Source organism: Streptomyces sp. NPDC001858, from assembly GCF_053594615.1.
In genome coordinates, this window is the sequence record NZ_JBSFEV010000013.1 from 137,892 (window position 1) to 153,606 (window position 15,715).

A 15,715-nucleotide genomic window follows, 5' to 3' on the forward strand; every position below is an offset into this window, starting at 1 on the left:
CGCTACACCCCCGGCCTGAAGGCCGGAGCATTGCGAATGAATCCCGGCAGCCCACGACCGCGTCCGCCTGGTGGGACAGCACGTCGAGCGCCTCACGCTCCCGGGCGTAGTCGATGCGGGAGTCCCACACCACGACCTGCCAGCCGCGCTGCTCGGCGGCCTCCAGCACCCCGGCGGCCACCTCGGGGAAGAACGGGTTCATCAGGTTCGGGATCACCAGCCCGGTCGTCACCGCGCCCTTGCGGACCAGCCCCCGGGCGAACCGGCTCGGCCGGTAGTTCAGCAGCCGCGCCGCCTCCAGCACGCGTTCCTTGGTGGCCGGATCGATCTCGCCCTTGTCGTTCACGGCCCGGGAGACCGTCTGGCGCGACACCCCGGCCAACTGTGCGACGTCATGGATCGTGGCCCGGCGGCTGGGACCGCCGGACTCGTCGACACGCGGTTCCCTCGGCTGATCGTCGGCCCACACGCTGTGCACCGTATCCGGCCGTCACGTGAATGCTCCCCCACCGCCCGGCCGGGGTCCTCACGGGGCCGACGGACGGAGTGAGCAGAGCACGCAGTCGCGGCGGGTCGACGCGGGCGCCTCGGGTCGGCGCGCGTCGCCTCGGGTGCCGTGGGTGCCGTGGGCCGCCGCAGGTGCCGCGGCTGCCTCGGGCCACCGCGGGCACCGCGGGCACCGCGGGCACCGCGGGCACCGCGGGCACCGCGGGCACCGCGGGTTAGAACAGGGCGCTGTAGGCGTTGAGTGCGGGCTGGCCGCCGAGGTGGGCGTAGAGCACGGTGGAGTCCGCGGCGATCTCGCCGCCGGCGACCAGGTCGATCATCCCGGCCATCGACTTCCCCTCGTACACCGGGTCGGTGACCATTCCCTCGGTGCGGGCCGCGAGCCGCATCGCGTCCAGGGTGGTCTCGTCCGGGACGCCGTAGACGCCCGCGTGCCAGCGCTCGTCCAGCTCGACGTCCTCGACGGTCAACTCCCTGCGCACGCCGATCAGTCGACCGGTGCGGTGGGCGATGCGGGCGATCTGCTCGCGGGTCTCGGCGGGCTTGGCCGAGGCGTCGATGCCGATCACCCGGCGGGCCCGGCCGCCCGCCTCCTCCAACGCGGCGAACCCGGCGACCATCCCGGCCTGCGTCGAGCCGGTCACCGAGCACACGATCACGGTGTCGAAGAACACGCCCGACTCGCGTTCCTGTGCGGCGACTTCGTACGCCCAGCCGGCGAAGCCGAGCCCGCCGAGCGGATGGTCGGAGGCGCCGGCCGGGATGGCGTAGGGCTTTCCGCCCGCCTCCTCGACATCCCTGAGCGCCTGCTCCCAGCTCTCCTTGAAGCCGATCCCGAACCCGGCCCGGACGAGTCGTACGTCGGCTCCGGCGAGCCGGCTGATCAGGATGTTGCCGACCTTGTCGTACACGGAGTCGGGCCAGTCCACCCAACTCTCCTGTACCAGCACGCACTTCAGCCCGGCCCGGGCGGCGACGGCCGCGACCTGACGGGTGTGGTTGGACTGCACCCCGCCGATCGACACGAGCGTGTCGCACCCCTGCGCGAGGGCGTCGGCGACGAGGTACTCCAGTTTGCGGGTCTTGTTCCCGCCGTACGCGATCCCGGAGTTGCAGTCCTCCCGCTTGGCCCAGAGGGCGGCTCCGCCGAGGTGGGCGGTGAGGCGTTCCAGCGGGTGGACCGGCGAGGGGCCGAAGAGGAGGGGGTAACGCTCGTACGAGGAGAGGGACTTGGGGGACATGGAGCCTCCTGTGGCTCAGTCGGAATCGGCCGCGTCTTCCGGGTGTTCCAGGCCTGCCGGAGTGGCCAGGCCTGCCGGAGTGGCCAGGTCGACGTGGTCGGCCAGGTCGGCGAGGGTCCGCCAGATCTCCGCCGTGACCCGGACCGCCTCGTCCACGTCACCGTCGGCGCAGGCCTCGATCAGACGTCCGTGCAGCCCGGCCGAACGGCAGGTGCCGCCCTCGCCGAAGCGCCGGCGCTCCAGCCGCCGGATGAGCGGGGTGTAGCGGGCGACGGTGGCGGCGGCCGCGCGGTTGCCGGCGGCCCGGACGAGGATGTCGTGGAGTTGGTCGTCGGCCCGCAGGGCGGCATCGACGTCACCGGCGCCGACGGCGGCCGTGAAGCGCTCGTTGGCCGCGCGCATCCCTTCGACGTCCGCCGCGAACAGCCGGGGCACCGCGACCCGGGTGACCAGTTCGTGCATCGCGCCGACGACGGCCGCCGCGTCCCGTACGTCGGACGCGACGACCGGGGTGACCCGCGTGTAGCTCTGCGGCTTGCTCTCCAGCAGCCCCTCGTCGACCAGCCGCGCGAACGCCTCCCGCACGGGCGCCCGGGACAGCCCGAGCCGCTCCGCGAGATCGGCGTCGCGGACGACGGCGCCGGGGGCGATGTCCCCGGCCACGATGGCGTCCCGGATCGCTGCGTAGGCGCGGTCCCTGAGGAGGGTGCGGGGTACGGCTTCCATGAACTGAAATGTTAGATATCAGCCCACGGAACGGCAAGAGCCCGGTAGCCGGTGGCCGGTGGCCGGTCACAGGTAGACGACCGGTCGTACACCCGGTGACCGGCGTGAACCTCGGCGGGTTCTTCCGCATCACCCAACTGGCCGTCGAGCGGATGCTGGAGCAGGGCGGCGGGCACATCGTCAACATCACCACCAGCCTCGTCGACAGCCCCGACTCCCGGGTGCCCTCGTGCCGGCCTCGCTGACGAAGGGCGGTCTGCAGTCCGCGACCAAGTCCCTCGCCATCGAGTACGCCGCTCGTGGCATCCGCGCCAACGCCGTGTCGCCGGGCACCATCAAGACGCCGATGCACGCCGAGGAGACGCACGACTTCCTGGCCGCGCTGCACCCCGTCGGCCGGATGGGCGAGCAGAGCGACATCATCGACGCGGTCGTCTACCTGGAGAACGCCCCGTTCGTCACCGGCGAGATCCTCCACGTGGACGGAGGCGTGAGCGCCGGCCACTGACCCGAGCCGAACGACCGAACCCAACGACCGAACGCCCGATCCCACCCACCGAGAGAGCCCCATGATCAGCACAGCAGACGACGAGACGATCCTCCGCGGTGTCCTCGACCGGTGGAAGACGGCCGTCGACCGGCACGAGCCCGAGCGGACCGCCGCCCTCTTCACCGAGGACGCGATCTTCCAGGGCCTGCACCCCTACAGCGTGGGGCGGCCGGGAGTCGCCGCGTACTACGCCTCCCAGCCGCTCGGCATGACGGCCGACTACCGGATCGTCGAGACGAGACGCCTCGCCGACGACCTCGTCCTCGGCTACCAGAGCGTGGACTTCGCCTTCGCCGACCGGCCCACGCTCTCCGTCCACCTCGCGGTCCTGCTGAAGCGGGAGGCGGCGGACTGGTACATCAGCCACTACCAGGTCTCACGCCTCGACTGACCGTCAGGCTGACCGTCAGGCCGCCCACGGCCAGTCGGCGTTCCGGGCGGCTTCGAGCAGGGGCACCATCCGGAAAGCCGCGTCCGAGAGGCCGCCGAAGGTGTGGCGGTCGGCCTTTCCGGACGGGCCGTGGCCCGCTCGGTACCCGGCCAGGTTCCAGGTGTACACCGGGATGTGCGCCGGGATCTGCCCGGTCGGGTCGCCGTGGCGGTTGTGCGTGTACTGCTCGTCGGTGACGATCAGCACCCGGTCCTGGCCCCGGTAGTGCGCGCGGATCGCCGAGGTGGTGTCGGTGCCGCCCAGGTCGCCGAAGCGCTCCAGGATCTTCAGCACCGACTCGCCCTCGTCGAAGCCCAGGCGTCGGCTGTTGGTGCCGAACTCGACGAGGTCCGCGTCCGCCGCGCGCAGCGCGAGCGCCGTGCCGAAGATCGCCGCCGCGTCGGCCCGGTTGAGCTCCGAGCGCTCCGACAGCCGCGAGTAGAACATCGAGCCCGAGCGGTCGACGAGCACCAGCGTGCGGCCGGGCAGCGCGGGCACGTTGGCCAGCGAGTGGCCGAGCGCCCGCTCCAGCGGGTACGCCCAGCGCAGCGAGGGCGCGTGCCGGTAGGCGGCGAGGTACCGGAACGGGAACTGGCGCGAGCGCGCGACCTCCGCCGGGTCGCTGATCTTCGCCGCGACCCGTGCCGCGACCTCGTCGGAGACCCCGGCCTGGTCGAAGTTGCGCAGGTTGCGGACCAGCGCCATCGCCCCCATCGACGGAATCACCGCCTCCCAGGCCTCCTTGTCCATCGGACCCTGCAGCCAGCCCGCCAGCGCCTCCCAGGTCATCCCGGCCGCCGCGAGCCGCTCGGCCCCGGCCGGCGAGGTGACCACCGCACGCCGGTCCGCGACGGGCAGCGCCATCAGCTCGCGGTGCGCGGTCAGGACCCGGTCCGAGGCGGGCGGCACGGCGGTGTCCGGGTTGTGCCGGCGGTCCAGGGCGTACTGGAACAGCTCGCCCTGCCACGGCTTGTCCGGGTCAGGCGCCGCGTGCACGAGGTTGAGGATGTCGCCGAAGCGGTAGCCCTTGGACGCCGTGTCGTACTTCAGCAGCGACTTGCCGCCGTACAGCCGACGGACGGCGTCGGCGACGCCCCGCTTGACGGGCTTGGGGATGTTGCGGCCGTACACGCTCGTCCAGTAGGCGAGCAGTTCGCCGGGCTCGTCGGGCCGCTGCAGCACGGAGTCCACGACCTGCCGGTTCGACGGACCGTCGGTCGCGCCCGCGTCGAGGCGCGCCTTGACGTACTCGGCGGCGCCGACGACCGCAGCCGTACGGAGGTTGCCCGCACCGCGCAGCCAGCCGAGCAGGCCGGCCGTCCAGGTCGGGTCGCTGACGGCGAGCTCGCGCACGAGCTTCGCGAACCGGTCGTCGCGGTCGGCGCCGGACTCGTGGAACGTCTTCTGGGAGACCAGGTTGGAGACGGCGAGCAGGAAGAGCTCGGAGCGCGCGTCCCGCTCGTGGCCGCGGCCGCCCTGGTGGGTGCGGAGCACCCGGCCGGTGGTGGTCACGGGCGAGGTGGGCTGCGTCTTGCGCGCACGGATGTTGAAGCGGGCCACGGTGAATTCCCCCCGAATTCGTCGGGACGACCTTTCGGTCGCGTTTCGGAGGGAGGCGCAGCAAATGGAGGGTGCCCGAGATCGAAGTCGACTGCGGTTGCTTATAACTGGCGCGTCTTCCGTTTCCGCCACACCGCTTGTTGCGATGACGGGATTCGAACCCGCACGGGGATTCTCACCCCACCAGTTCCCGAAGTATCCGCCGCCTGCGCACCGGGCACCCACCATGTGCTGCGCCTCCCGAGATCAATTCGGCGGCGGCCTGGATTCTTTGAAAGAGAAGTAGCCGCAGCCTGCGCACCGGGAGGTGCATGAAGTTGTGGTGTCCAGAGTTCAGGTCGGCGGAACCGACATTAGGTGCTCTAACCCCTGAGCTACACCGGTGCGTTGTACCGGTGGCGGGACTCGAACCCGCGGCCGCCCCATTATCAGTGGAAGTAGGTCCTGCCTTCGCACCTGGACGTGCACCACTGTAGGAGGCGTGCCGCGGGACGGGCGAGCGAATTAAGTTCAGCCGCGCTTCTGCCGCTTCCACGGCCCCGTGATCGCCAGCATGATTCCCGGGTCCTGGATGTTGGCGAACAGGGTGTGGCCGTCGGGGGAGAAGGTCACGCCGGTGAACTCGCTGTACTCGGGCTCGTCCTCGGTGCCCATGTTCAGTTCGTTGCGGGCGATGGGGTAGGTGCGGCCGCTGTCGGTGGCGCCGAAGAGGTGCTGGACGCCCTCGCCGTCCTCGGCGATGACGAGGCCGCCGTAGGGGGAGACGGTGATGTTGTCGGGGCCGTCGAAGGCGCCGTCGACGGACGGGTCGGGGTTCACGCCGAGCAGCACCTTCAGGGTCAGCGTGCGGCGCCCCGGGTCGTAGAACCAGACGGCGCCGTCGTGCGCCTGCCCGGGGCTCTCCGTCCGGGCGTACGAGGAGACGATGTACGTGCCGCCGTCGCCCCACCACATGCCCTCCAGCTTGCGGGCGCGGGTGACCTGACCGTCGGCGAACTGCTTGCGCACGGGCACCGACTTGGCGTCGCGGTCGGGGACGTCGATCCAGTCGACCCCGTACACCGTGCCGATCTTCGTGGCGCGGGAGAGGTCGTCGACGAACTTGCCGCCGGAGTCGAAGCACTTGAAGGCCTGGAGGACGCCGGCGTCGTCGGCGAGGGTGCGCAGCTTGCCGCGGCCGTGGTGGAAGCCGGCCGGCGGGGTCCAGCGGTAGAGCAGGCCGTTGGGGCCGGAGGCGTCCTCGGTGAGGAAGGCGTGGCCGCGCTTGGGGTCGATGACGACGGCCTCGTGGGCGTAACGGCCCAGCGCCTTGATCGGCTTGGGGTTCCGGTTGGCGCGGCGGTCCTCGGGGTCGACCTCGAAGACATAGCCGTGGTCCTTGGTCATGCCGTTCTGGCCGGCCTTGTCCTCGGTCTCCTCGCAGGTGAGCCAGGTGTCCCAAGGGGTGCTGCCGCCCGCGCAGTTGGTGGAGGTGCCGGCGATGCCGACCCACTCGGCGACCCGGTTGCCGGGGCGCACCTCGACGACCGTGCAGCCGCCGGAGGCCGCCGGGTCGTAGACGAGGCCCTCGGTGAGCGGGACGGGATGTTCCCAGTCGGCGCGCGGGCCTTTCAGCTCGTGGTTGTTGACGAGCAGGGTCGCCCCGCGCGGACCGCAGAAGGCGGCGGTGCCGTCGTGGTTGGACGGGGTGCTCTCGCCGGACTCCAGCGTGGTCTTCCCGCTGTAGGTGATGACGCGGTACGTGAACCCGGCGGGCAGCGCGAGGATGCCGTCGGGGTCGGGGAGCAGCGGTCCGTAGCCGACCCCGTGGTGCCCGGTCCCCGTTGTCTGCGACGCGTCCTGGGCGTCTTCGGCGTCCGTGGCCGCGAGGGCGTTCGGCGCGGTGGCGAGGGCGCCGACGCTGCCCGCCAGCGCGACCCCGGCCCCGGTGATCGCGGAGGTTCTGGCGAAGTCCCTGCGGGTGAGCGACATGGTGTCTCCTGAGACGGTGGAAGTGCCGTGGAGGACGGCGGACCTCGGTCCGGCGACACCGTCCCGCCCATATCTGAACGGGAGTTGAACGGAGGGCGACTTCAACAGACCCGCTTCCATGAATCCGCCCCGGGGGCGCCGCGGGAAGCCGTCAGCCGCCCTGCTGCGACCGTGCCTTGAACGCCGCCTTGCGGGCCTCCTTCGCGATGCGCTTGTCGGGGTGCAGCCGGCCCATGGCCTCCAGGACGTCCGGGGTCGCCGGGTGGTCGACGCGCCAGGCCGCCGCGAAGAAGCCGCTGTGCTGCTGGGCGAGCCCCTCGACGAGGGCCTGGAGCTCCTCGGAGTTGCCCTCGGCGGCGAGCTGGGCGGCGAGGGTGTCGATGGTGAGCCAGAAGACCAGGTCCTCGGAGGGGGCGGGTACGTCCGCTGCGCCGAGCTCGCTCAGCCACACGCGCGCGAGGCCGCCGAGTTCGGCGTCGTCGAGGACCTCGCGCACGGCGGGTTCGGCCTGGGCGCCGACCAGCGAGAGGGCCTGCTGGCAGCGCAGCCGGCGCAGCGGTGCGCCGGGGTCGGAGCCGCGGGCGGCGGCCAGCAGGTCCCGGGCGGCGGCGAGGGGTTCGCGGTGGGCGAGCCAGTGCTCGGTCTCGGCGAGCGCGGCGCGCGGGCCGTACCCGGCGCTGCCGTCGAGGAGGGCGTCGGCGCCCTTGTCGGCGAGGTCGCCGACGGCCGGGGCGTCGAAGCCGGCCTCCAGCAGCCGGGCCCGCAGCCCGTAGAGGCCGAGCGGGGTGAGCCGGACCATGCCGTAGCGGGAGACGTCGGTCTCGTCGACCGGGGCGGCGGGCTCCGCGGCCCCGTCGTCGGGGTCGGCCATCAGGGCCTCGTCGACGGGCTGGTAGGCGACGAGGCCGATGGGCTCCAGGAGCCGGAACTGGTCGTCGAGGCGCATCATCGCGTCCGAGACCTGTTCCAGGACGTCGTTGGTGGGCTCGTCCATGTCACCGGGGATGATCATGGAGGCGGCGAGCGCGGGGAGCGGGACGGGGCCGTCGCCGGGGCCGTCCTCGTTGGCGGTCAGCAGGTAGAGGTTGCCGAGCACGCCGTCGAGGAACTCGGCCTCGGCCTCGGGGTTCCAGTCGAGCCGGGAGAAGTCGACCTGGCCGCCCTCGTCCATCGCGTCGATCAGTTCGTCCAGGTCGGGGACGGCCGCGTCGGCGAGCACGGTCTCCAGGGCGCCGAGCCAGACGGCGAGGACGTCGTGCGGGGTGCCGCCGGTCAGCAGCGCCAGCTCCTCGCCGGCCGTGACGGTGCCGGCCTCCTCGTCGACGACCTCCACCAGGCCCGCGTCCACGGCGACCCGCCAGGCCTCGCTCGCGTGGCCGGCGGCGTCCTCGCCGGTCAGCGCGAGCGCCTCCGCGGCGGCCGTGAGCTGTTCCTCGACGAGGCCGCCGCCCGCGTCGACCCGGGTGTCGGGGCCGGCCCAGCGGGCGAGCAGGGCGGCTCGGGAGAGCAACGGCGTGGACAGCGCGTCGCGCGCCAGCTCCGCTTCGGGGTGCAGCCGCACCGGCGGCAGGGGGGAGCTGTCTGACATCGGCTGGTTCTCCTAGGGCGCGTGGTGCCTCCGGCCCGCTGGGCACTGGGCCCGCTGGGGCACTGGGCCACTCAGCCTAGACGGATATGGACCCATGCCGCCCGGTTCATCTACCCGTCGGGCTGCGTACATGGCTGAAACCTTGACAACTGGACTGACCAGGCACGAGATTGACGCGCGTAGAAATCCACTGGACAGCTGTTCACCGTATTTTCTGCTCGCGGTATTTTCTACGCGCGTCGCACCCCGCCCACCGGTCGCGGCTCCGCCGTCCCCGCACGACCCTCGTTCCACCTGGTTCCGCCCTCGTTCCACCCGGTTCTGCCCTCGTTCCACCTGGTTCCACCCTCGTCCCGGCGCTCACGTACGTCCCCGGAGGGATTCCGTTGCCGAGCAACAAGTCCGCGCGTCTCGCCGCGCTCACCGTCGCCGCCGTCTGTTCCGCGGCCTCCACCGTCGCCCTCACCGCGCCCGCGCACGCGGACACGGTGGCCGTTCACGACATCCAGGGCACGACCCGAACCTCCCCCTACGCCGGCCAGGCGGTCACGGGTGTGGCCGGAATCGTCACCGGCGTGCGCACCTACGGCTCGTCCAAGGGGTTCTGGATCCAGGATCCGGCCCCGGACGCCGACCCGGCCACCAGTGAGGGCGTCTTCGTCTTCACCGGCTCCGCCCCGAAGGTCGCCGTCGGCGACTCCGTCACGGTCACCGGCACGGTCGCGGAGTTCGTGCCGGGCGGCGCCGCGACCGGCAACCAGTCGATCACCGAGCTCACCAGGCCGACGGTGACGGTCCTCTCCAGCGGCAACGCGGTCCCGGCCGCGACCGTCGTGAACGCGAAGTCGGTGCCGGCCGCGTACACCCCGGCCGGAGACGCCGCCGCGGGCAACTCGGTCAACGGCCTCACCCTGGCGCCGAAGAAGTACGCCCTGGACTACTACGAGTCCCTGGAGGGCATGAACGTCCAGGTCGCCGACGCCCGTGTGGTCACCGCGACCGACCCGTTCACCGAGCTGTGGGTCACGGTGAAGCCGCGCGAGAACACCACCCGCCGCGGTGGCACGCTGTACGGCTCCTACACCTCGCAGAACACCGGCCGGCTGCAGATCCAGTCGCTCGGCGCGACGGCGGACTTCCCCGTCGCGAACGTCGGCGACACCCTCACCGGCGTCACCGCGGGCCCGCTCGACTACAACCAGTTCGGCGGCTACACGCTCGTCGCCCACACGATCGGGGCGCTGAAGAGCGGCGGTCTGGAGCGGGAGACGACGCAGAAGCAGAAGAAGGGCGAGCTGGCGGTCGCGACGTACAACGTCGAGAACCTGGACCCGTCCGACGCCACGTTCGAGGAGCACGCCTCCGCGATCGTGAACAACCTGAAGTCGCCCGACATCGTGTCCCTGGAGGAGATCCAGGACGACAACGGCGCGACGAACGACGGCACGGTCGCCGCCGGCGTCACGGTCGGCAGGCTGATCGACGCGATCGTGGCCGCGGGCGGCCCGAGGTACGACTGGCGCTCGATCGACCCGACGAACAACGCCGACGGCGGCGAGCCGGGCGGGAACATCCGCCAGGTGTTCCTGTTCAACCCGCAGCGGGTCTCCTTCACCGACCGCGCGGGCGGCGACGCGACCACCGCCGCCGGCGTCGCCGAGGTGCACGGCAAGGCGCGGCTCACCGCCTCCCCCGGGCGGATCGACCCGGCGAACACGGCCTGGGCGAACAGCCGCAAGCCGCTGGCGGGCGAGTTCGTCTTCCGGGGCCGCACGGTCTTCGTGATCGCCAACCACTTCAACTCCAAGGGCGGCGACCAGGCGCTGCACGCGCAGTACCAGCCGGTCGCGCGCAGCTCGGAGACCCAGCGCCACCAGCAGGCGACGTTGGTCAACGCGTTCGTCAAGGACATCCTCGCCGTGCAGAAGAACGCCGACGTCATAGCCCTCGGCGACATCAACGACTTCGAGTTCTCCGGCACCGCCCAGCTCCTGGAGAGCGACGGCGCGCTGTGGTCGGCGATCAAGTCGCTGCCGAAGAGCGAGCGTTACACCTACGACTACCAGGGCAACCAGCAGGTCCTGGACCAGATCCTGGTGAGCCCGTCGATCCGGCGCGGCTGCGACTTCGCGTACGACAGCGTGCACATCAACTCGGAGTTCCACGACCAGATCAGCGACCACGACCCGCAGATCCTGCGCTTCGAGCCGTGAGCCCCGGCTACGGCTGAAGCTGCGGCCGAGGCGCTCAACTGGGCCGGCTGAACACAGTGTTCAGCCAGCCCTGCCATGCGGCCTCGTTCGCCTCGGCGTCGGCGTCCGGCGCGAAGTCGTGGACGCTGACGCCGACCGGCGCGCCCCAGTGGTTGCGCCCGAAGACGCGGATCAGCGCGGTGTCGGTGCGCAGCCCGATGAAGTACGCGTTGCGGTAGTCGAGCACGGCGTCGAAGCCTTCCGGCCCGCGCACCCGCACCCGGTCGCCCACCCGGGCGTCGTCCGCGATCCCGAGCGCCGGTCCGACGGCGGCGAAGGCGTCGGGCGCGGTGGACCCCGCGGGGCCGTCGAGCTGGGCGAAGGTCACCGGGCGGGGCGCGAAGTGGACGAGGTACTCGCGCAGGGTGTGCAGATAGAAGTCGGTGTGCCTGCTCGCGCCGTCGTACTGGTTGTCCCAGTCGTCGACGAAGATCCCGCTGTGCACGTACCGCACCCAGGCGCGGCGGCCGCCGTCCCGTGGCTCGACGACGTGTTCGAGCTGGTTGACGCTCTGCACCGAGAAGCCGACGTCCTCGCTGCGGACGGTGAGGTGGTGCGGCGGGTCCCAGGCGGTGACGGTCGAGCCGAAGGCCGCCGTGCCGCCCACCTTGGGCTCGGGGGCCTCCATCGGCCACAGATAGCCGCCGGTGCCGTTCGTGATCGCCTCCCACACCTCCTCGGGCGTGGCGTCGACCTCAAACTCACGGACGATCTCGAATTCCTTGGACATGGTGACTCCTGACTATTCCAACTCTGTTGCCCTGAGGGTGGGATGGACGGCCACGACGATCCGGTGGGGCCGGCCGCCCTCGGCGTCCGGAGCGTCGTACTTGCGCACGAGCGCGGCGACGCCCGCCGTCAACTCCTGGACGAAGGCGGCCCGTTCGGCTGCCGAGGCGAAGCGCACCTCGCCGTCGAGCGCATAGGTCGCGAGCCGCTTGTCGGCCTTGGCCGCGCCGGTGATCAGCGAGCCGACGTCGCGCACCAGGCGGGCGCCGAGCGCGAGCAGCCAGCGCGCGGAGAGCTGGTCGCGGAAGCGGTCCGGGTCCGGCTGCACCGCGGCGAGGGCCAGCGGCGAGATCACGTACGAGGCGGCCGTCGCCCGCATCAGCCGCTCGGTGACATTGCCCTTGCGGCGCTCGCCGGCGAGCTCGACCAGGCCGTGCCGCTCCAGCGCCTTGAGGTGGTAGTTCACCTTCTGCCGCGGCAGCCCGACCTGGCCGGCCAGCATCGCGGCCGACGCGGGCCCGGCCGCCAGCTCGGCGAGCAGCCTGGCCCGTATGGGGTCCAGGGAGACGGCTGCGGCCTCGGGGTCCTCGATCACGGTGACGTCCAGCATGCGTCCACCGTCTCACCGAAAACTTTTTTTGTCCAGGACACTGGAGTTTTCGGCAGAGAGGACAGAATCTACAGGATCTCTTATCAATACTCCGTAGAAAAATTAAGTAGAGCTTCACTGTGGTGGCGGTCGAGACTACTCCCATGACGACGACGGACAGCCCCTTCGGCCGCACGCTCTGCGCGATGGTCACGCCCTTCACCCGCTCCGGCGCGCTCGACCTCGACGGAGCGCAGCGGCTCGCCGACCGGCTGGTGTCCGCCGGCTGCGACGGACTGGTGCTCTCCGGGACCACGGGCGAGTCGCCGACCACCTCGGACGCCGAGAAGGCGGAACTGGTGGCGGCGGTAAGGGAGTCGGTGGGCGACCGGGCGTCGATCGTGACCGGGGTGGGCACGGCCGACACCCGCCACACCCTCGAACTCGCCGCGGCCGCCGAGAAGGCGGGCGCGGACGGCGTCCTCGTGGTCAGCCCGTACTACAGCCGACCCCCGCAGGACGCCCTGGAGGCGCACTTCCGGGAGGTCGCGGACGCCTCCGGGCTGCCGGTGATGCTGTACGACATCCCCGGCCGCACCGGCACCCGGATCGAGCCGGAGACCGTGCTCCGGCTCGCCGAGCACCCGCGGATCGTCGCGGTCAAGGACTGCTCCTACGACTTCCTCGGCGCCCAGAAGGTGCTCGCCCGCACCGGGCTGGCCTATTACGCGGACTGCGACGAGCACAACCTCGCGCTCTACGCGGTGGGCGGGGCGGGCTACGTCAGCACCGTCGCGAACATCGCTCCGGCTCGACTCCGCGCCGTCCTGGACGCGTTCGACGCGGGAGACACCGCCGAGGCCGCCCGGCTCCAGCAACGCGCCACCGAGCTGGTGGAGCTGGTGATGTCCTCGGGGCTGCCCGGCACGGTCACCGTCAAGGGGCTGCTGAACGACCTCGGTCTGCCGTCCGGCCCGGTCCGCGCGCCGCTGCGGCCCGCCGACCGGGACACGGTCGACGGGCTGCGCGCGGCCTACGAACGTCTCGTGGCCTGACCGGCCCGGCCGTCGTTCACGGCTGGGTCGGCCGGGTCCCGGGCGAGGGCCAGTCAGCGGTCCGCAAAGACCGGCGTCCAGCGTCCGGGGGTGTGGTCCTCGGTCGACCGGAAGTCGCTGAGCGGGACGACCTTGTCGCTGCCGGGGGTGACCAGCACCAGCCGCTGGTGATACTCGTCGCCGTCCGCGCCGATGTCCCAGGCGATGAGCGAGGAGTCGTCGGCCCACGCGAGCAGTTGCTGGCCGCGCGTCTCGGTGAGCTTCTTGCCGGTCCTCGGGTCCAGGATCCAGGAGGACGTCTGGTACTTCTCGCCCGCGAAGTCACCCGCGAGTCGCTTGCCGTCGGGCGAGAGGCCCGCGCCGACGTACCACTGCACGTACTTCTCCGCGGCCGGCGGGGCGACCTCGCCGCCCTTCCGGTCGTAGTACCGGTAGCCGGGATCCTGGGTCGAACCGGACCAGACGAGGCGGTCGTCGCGGCTGAAGGCGAAGTCCTGACGGGTGTTGACGTAGCTTCCGGGGTCGCTGGGGTCGGGCAGCCGCACCTCGCTCCAGGAGCGCCGTCCGGAGGCGACGTCGACGAGGTAGAAGCCGGTGCGGGTCGACTCCTCGAGGTAGGCGTCCACGCTGCCCTTGACGGGGGCCTTGAGCCGCCGGTCCGGGTTCTCGCCGTAGGTCGTCGCCACCAGCTCGCTGCCGTCGTGCGAGAAGGCCAGCCCGCCCACGGCGTGGTCGACGTCGATCCACCGCTTGACCTCGCCGCTGGCCAGGTCGAGCAGGCCGATCCGGCTGACGGGCAGGTTCTGCTCCAGCACGGCGGCGGTCCGCAGGCCGGGGGCGACGGCCACCCACGACCACTTGGTGGTCTTCTCGTACTTCTGCGTCGTCGGGTTCAGCAGCCAGTAGGTGCGCGTGGTGACCGACCGCTCCGCCGTCTGCGGGACGAGGGTCGTCGAGAAGTAGGCGGCCAGCGCCGTCCGCCCGGCGGCGATCAGATCGCGCGGCGGCGACTGGTCCGGGTGGGCGCTGATCCCGGTGGGTTCCGGGACGTCGGCGGGGCTGACGGCGGTCGGGCCTGCGGCGCTCTCCATCGTGGGCACCGCCACGGCGACGACCACCACGGCGACGGCCGCGGCCGCCACGGTCGCGAACCGCCGGTTGCGGCGGCGCCGGCGCAGGCCGAGCACCCGGTCGGCGAGGCCGAGCCCGGCGGGCTGCTGTTCGTCGGCCTGCTCGCGCAGGGAGTCGCGGACGAGTTCGTCGACGTTCACGGGCGCACCTCCACGGGCGAGAAATCGGGGGACGGCGCCTGCTCGGCCGCCGCGGGGCCGAGAGCGGCCAGTTCCGGCGCGAGGGAGCGCAGCCGGGCGAGTGAGCGGTGGGTCGTGGACCGCACGGTGCCCACGGAGCAGCCGAGGATCGCGGCCACCTCGGCCTCCGGCAGATCCTCGAAGTAGCGCAGGACGAGCACGGTGCGCTGGCGCGCGGTCAGCCGGGACAGGGCCGAACGCATCACCACGCGCAGTTCGGCGGCCGAGGAGGCGTCCGGGCCGGCTCCGCCGTCCGGCGGCTCGGCGACGCTGACCTCGCGCCGGGGCCACTTCAGACGCCAGCGGCTGATCTGCTGCCGGTAGAGGACCTGGCGTACATAGGCCTCGGGTTCGTCGATGCGGTGCCAGCGGCCGGCCGCCTTGGCCAGGGCGTTCTGGAGCAGGTCCTCGCCGGCGTGCCGGTCGCCGCCGCTGAGCAGGACGGCGGTTCTCAGCAGCGCCGACGACCTGCTCTCCACGAAATCTCGGAAGCTCTCCAGGGCTTCGGCATCCATCGTCACCTTCACTCTTCCCCCGGGAGCGGACCCGCTGTCCGGCCCCTGTGTCCCTTGTGACGCGCGCGCCCCGCTCCCGCTATGCCTGCGCTGCGCGGCGGCGACCGAAAAATTTCCGGCGGCCGACGGCCCGGCTTCCGTACGGTGGCCGTATGAGTCGGCCCCTGCTCTATCTCGACGTCGACGGCCCCCTGAACCCGTACGCCGCCAAGCCCACCAAGCGGCCCGCTGGCTATACGACGATCAGGGCGTCCGTGGGCCGGGCGCGGCCGCTGCGGGTGTGGCTGAACCCCGGGCACGGCGCGGCTCTCCTCGGCCTCCCCTACGACCTGTGCTGGGCCACGACCTGGATGGCCGAGGCCAACCGCTGGATCGCCCCGGTGATCGGCCTGCCCGAGCTGCCGTACGTCGACTTCGGCAAGGTGCTGTTCGCCCACCGGCCCGACGGCGTCCACTGGAAGACGCAGACGATCGTCGCCCACGCGGCGGGCCGCCCCTTCGCCTGGGTGGACGACGAACAGTCCCCCGCCGACACGGCCTACGTCACCGCCCACCACCCGGCACCTGCCCTCCTGCACCACGTGAACCCCCGACTCGGCCTCCGCGACGAGGACTTCACCGCCCTGACGGAGTTCGCGACGGGCCTGCCCACCTGAACCGGCCCCCGGGGGCGGCATGCCGAAGCGCCCTTC

13 protein-coding genes and 2 pseudogenes are annotated in these 15,715 nt (G+C 71.9%); 5 read left to right on the forward strand and 10 right to left on the reverse strand.

Annotation, left to right across the window (positions count from 1 at the left end; all coding sequences use genetic code 11):
- Nucleotides 1–49: 49 nt before the first annotated feature.
- From ACWCPF_RS20835 to ACWCPF_RS20845, 3 genes and pseudogenes are all read right to left on the reverse strand, one after another.
- A pseudogene (locus ACWCPF_RS20835) lies at nucleotides 50–469 on the reverse strand (LacI family DNA-binding transcriptional regulator); the annotation flags it as partial.
- A 253-nt stretch (nucleotides 470–722) separates the two neighbouring features.
- A complete protein-coding gene (locus ACWCPF_RS20840) occupies nucleotides 723–1,748 on the reverse strand; it encodes a 1-aminocyclopropane-1-carboxylate deaminase (protein ID WP_451046525.1) in 1,026 nt (341 codons plus the stop codon).
- A gap of 15 nt (nucleotides 1,749–1,763) precedes the next feature.
- Complete coding sequence (locus ACWCPF_RS20845) at nucleotides 1,764–2,474, reverse strand: GntR family transcriptional regulator (RefSeq protein ID WP_451046526.1); 711 nt, start codon at nucleotides 2,472–2,474, stop codon at nucleotides 1,764–1,766.
- Nucleotides 2,475–2,569: 95 nt separating this feature from the next.
- Here ACWCPF_RS20845 and ACWCPF_RS20850 point away from each other — a divergent pair.
- Nucleotides 2,570–2,982, forward strand: a pseudogene (locus ACWCPF_RS20850) (SDR family NAD(P)-dependent oxidoreductase); the annotation flags it as partial.
- A gap of 61 nt (nucleotides 2,983–3,043) precedes the next feature.
- Nucleotides 3,044–3,415, forward strand: a complete 372-nt coding sequence (locus ACWCPF_RS20855) for a YybH family protein (RefSeq protein WP_451046527.1) — start codon at nucleotides 3,044–3,046, stop codon at nucleotides 3,413–3,415.
- Nucleotides 3,416–3,430: 15 nt separating this feature from the next.
- On the opposite strand, the gene ACWCPF_RS20860 is transcribed toward ACWCPF_RS20855, so the two are convergent.
- The 3 genes from ACWCPF_RS20860 to ACWCPF_RS20870 form a co-directional block, all read right to left on the reverse strand.
- A complete protein-coding gene (locus tag ACWCPF_RS20860) occupies nucleotides 3,431–5,014 on the reverse strand; it encodes a TROVE domain-containing protein (RefSeq protein ID WP_451046528.1) in 1,584 nt (527 codons plus the stop codon).
- 510 nt (nucleotides 5,015–5,524) lie between these two features.
- A complete protein-coding gene (locus tag ACWCPF_RS20865; RefSeq protein WP_451046529.1) occupies nucleotides 5,525–6,985 on the reverse strand; it encodes an alkaline phosphatase PhoX in 1,461 nt (486 codons plus the stop codon).
- A gap of 151 nt (nucleotides 6,986–7,136) precedes the next feature.
- Nucleotides 7,137–8,573: a hypothetical protein gene (locus ACWCPF_RS20870; RefSeq protein ID WP_451046530.1), complete on the reverse strand. Its 1,437-nt coding sequence runs from the start codon at nucleotides 8,571–8,573 to the stop codon at nucleotides 7,137–7,139.
- 386 nt (nucleotides 8,574–8,959) lie between these two features.
- Between ACWCPF_RS20870 and ACWCPF_RS20875 the strand changes: the two genes are divergently transcribed.
- Nucleotides 8,960–10,786 carry an endonuclease/exonuclease/phosphatase family protein gene (locus ACWCPF_RS20875; protein ID WP_451046531.1) on the forward strand — a complete coding sequence of 609 codons (1,827 nt, stop codon included), beginning with the start codon at nucleotides 8,960–8,962 and terminating at the stop codon, nucleotides 10,784–10,786.
- Between the two features lie 34 nt (nucleotides 10,787–10,820).
- Here the strand turns inward: ACWCPF_RS20875 and ACWCPF_RS20880 are convergent, their stop codons facing one another.
- Nucleotides 10,821–11,555: an SRPBCC family protein gene (locus ACWCPF_RS20880; protein ID WP_451046532.1), complete on the reverse strand. Its 735-nt coding sequence runs from the start codon at nucleotides 11,553–11,555 to the stop codon at nucleotides 10,821–10,823.
- Between the two features lie 12 nt (nucleotides 11,556–11,567).
- Nucleotides 11,568–12,164, reverse strand: coding sequence for an ArsR/SmtB family transcription factor (locus tag ACWCPF_RS20885; RefSeq protein ID WP_451046533.1), 597 nt, complete (start codon nucleotides 12,162–12,164; stop codon nucleotides 11,568–11,570).
- A gap of 143 nt (nucleotides 12,165–12,307) precedes the next feature.
- On the opposite strand from ACWCPF_RS20885, the gene dapA reads away from it, so the two are divergent.
- The gene (dapA, locus tag ACWCPF_RS20890; protein ID WP_451046534.1) at nucleotides 12,308–13,198 is read left to right on the forward strand and encodes a 4-hydroxy-tetrahydrodipicolinate synthase; all 891 of its coding nucleotides are present in this window, start codon (nucleotides 12,308–12,310) and stop codon (nucleotides 13,196–13,198) included.
- 53 nt (nucleotides 13,199–13,251) lie between these two features.
- Here the strand turns inward: dapA and ACWCPF_RS20895 are convergent, their stop codons facing one another.
- Entirely contained in the window at nucleotides 13,252–14,469 is a 1,218-nt protein-coding gene (locus ACWCPF_RS20895; RefSeq protein ID WP_451046535.1) for a WD40 repeat domain-containing protein, read from the reverse strand.
- The gene (locus tag ACWCPF_RS20900) at nucleotides 14,466–15,023 is read right to left on the reverse strand and encodes a SigE family RNA polymerase sigma factor (RefSeq protein ID WP_451046536.1); all 558 of its coding nucleotides are present in this window, start codon (nucleotides 15,021–15,023) and stop codon (nucleotides 14,466–14,468) included. Before ACWCPF_RS20900 ends, ACWCPF_RS20895 begins: the two co-directional genes overlap by 4 nt.
- 152 nt (nucleotides 15,024–15,175) lie before the next feature.
- Between ACWCPF_RS20900 and ACWCPF_RS20905 the strand changes: the two genes are divergently transcribed.
- Nucleotides 15,176–15,679 (forward strand): hypothetical protein, encoded by a 504-nt coding sequence (locus ACWCPF_RS20905; protein ID WP_451046537.1) that lies wholly within the window; start codon nucleotides 15,176–15,178, stop codon nucleotides 15,677–15,679.
- Nucleotides 15,680–15,715 lie beyond the last annotated feature (36 nt).

Bases quoted from the DNA above. Each gene is read 5' to 3' on its own strand.
- ACWCPF_RS20840 (WP_451046525.1), bottom strand. From the start codon at position 1,748: ATGTCCCCCAAGTCCCTCTCCTCGTACGAGCGTTACCCCCTCCTCTTC.
- ACWCPF_RS20845 (WP_451046526.1), bottom strand. From the start codon at position 2,474: ATGGAAGCCGTACCCCGCACCCTCCTCAGGGACCGCGCCTACGCAGCG.
- ACWCPF_RS20855 (WP_451046527.1), top strand. From the start codon at position 3,044: ATGATCAGCACAGCAGACGACGAGACGATCCTCCGCGGTGTCCTCGAC.
- ACWCPF_RS20865 (WP_451046529.1), bottom strand. From the start codon at position 6,985: ATGTCGCTCACCCGCAGGGACTTCGCCAGAACCTCCGCGATCACCGGG.
- ACWCPF_RS20870 (WP_451046530.1), bottom strand. From the start codon at position 8,573: ATGTCAGACAGCTCCCCCCTGCCGCCGGTGCGGCTGCACCCCGAAGCG.
- ACWCPF_RS20880 (WP_451046532.1), bottom strand. From the start codon at position 11,555: ATGTCCAAGGAATTCGAGATCGTCCGTGAGTTTGAGGTCGACGCCACG.
- ACWCPF_RS20885 (WP_451046533.1), bottom strand. From the start codon at position 12,164: ATGCTGGACGTCACCGTGATCGAGGACCCCGAGGCCGCAGCCGTCTCC.
- dapA (WP_451046534.1), top strand. From the start codon at position 12,308: ATGACGACGACGGACAGCCCCTTCGGCCGCACGCTCTGCGCGATGGTC.
- ACWCPF_RS20900 (WP_451046536.1), bottom strand. From the start codon at position 15,023: ATGGATGCCGAAGCCCTGGAGAGCTTCCGAGATTTCGTGGAGAGCAGG.
- ACWCPF_RS20905 (WP_451046537.1), top strand. From the start codon at position 15,176: ATGAGTCGGCCCCTGCTCTATCTCGACGTCGACGGCCCCCTGAACCCG.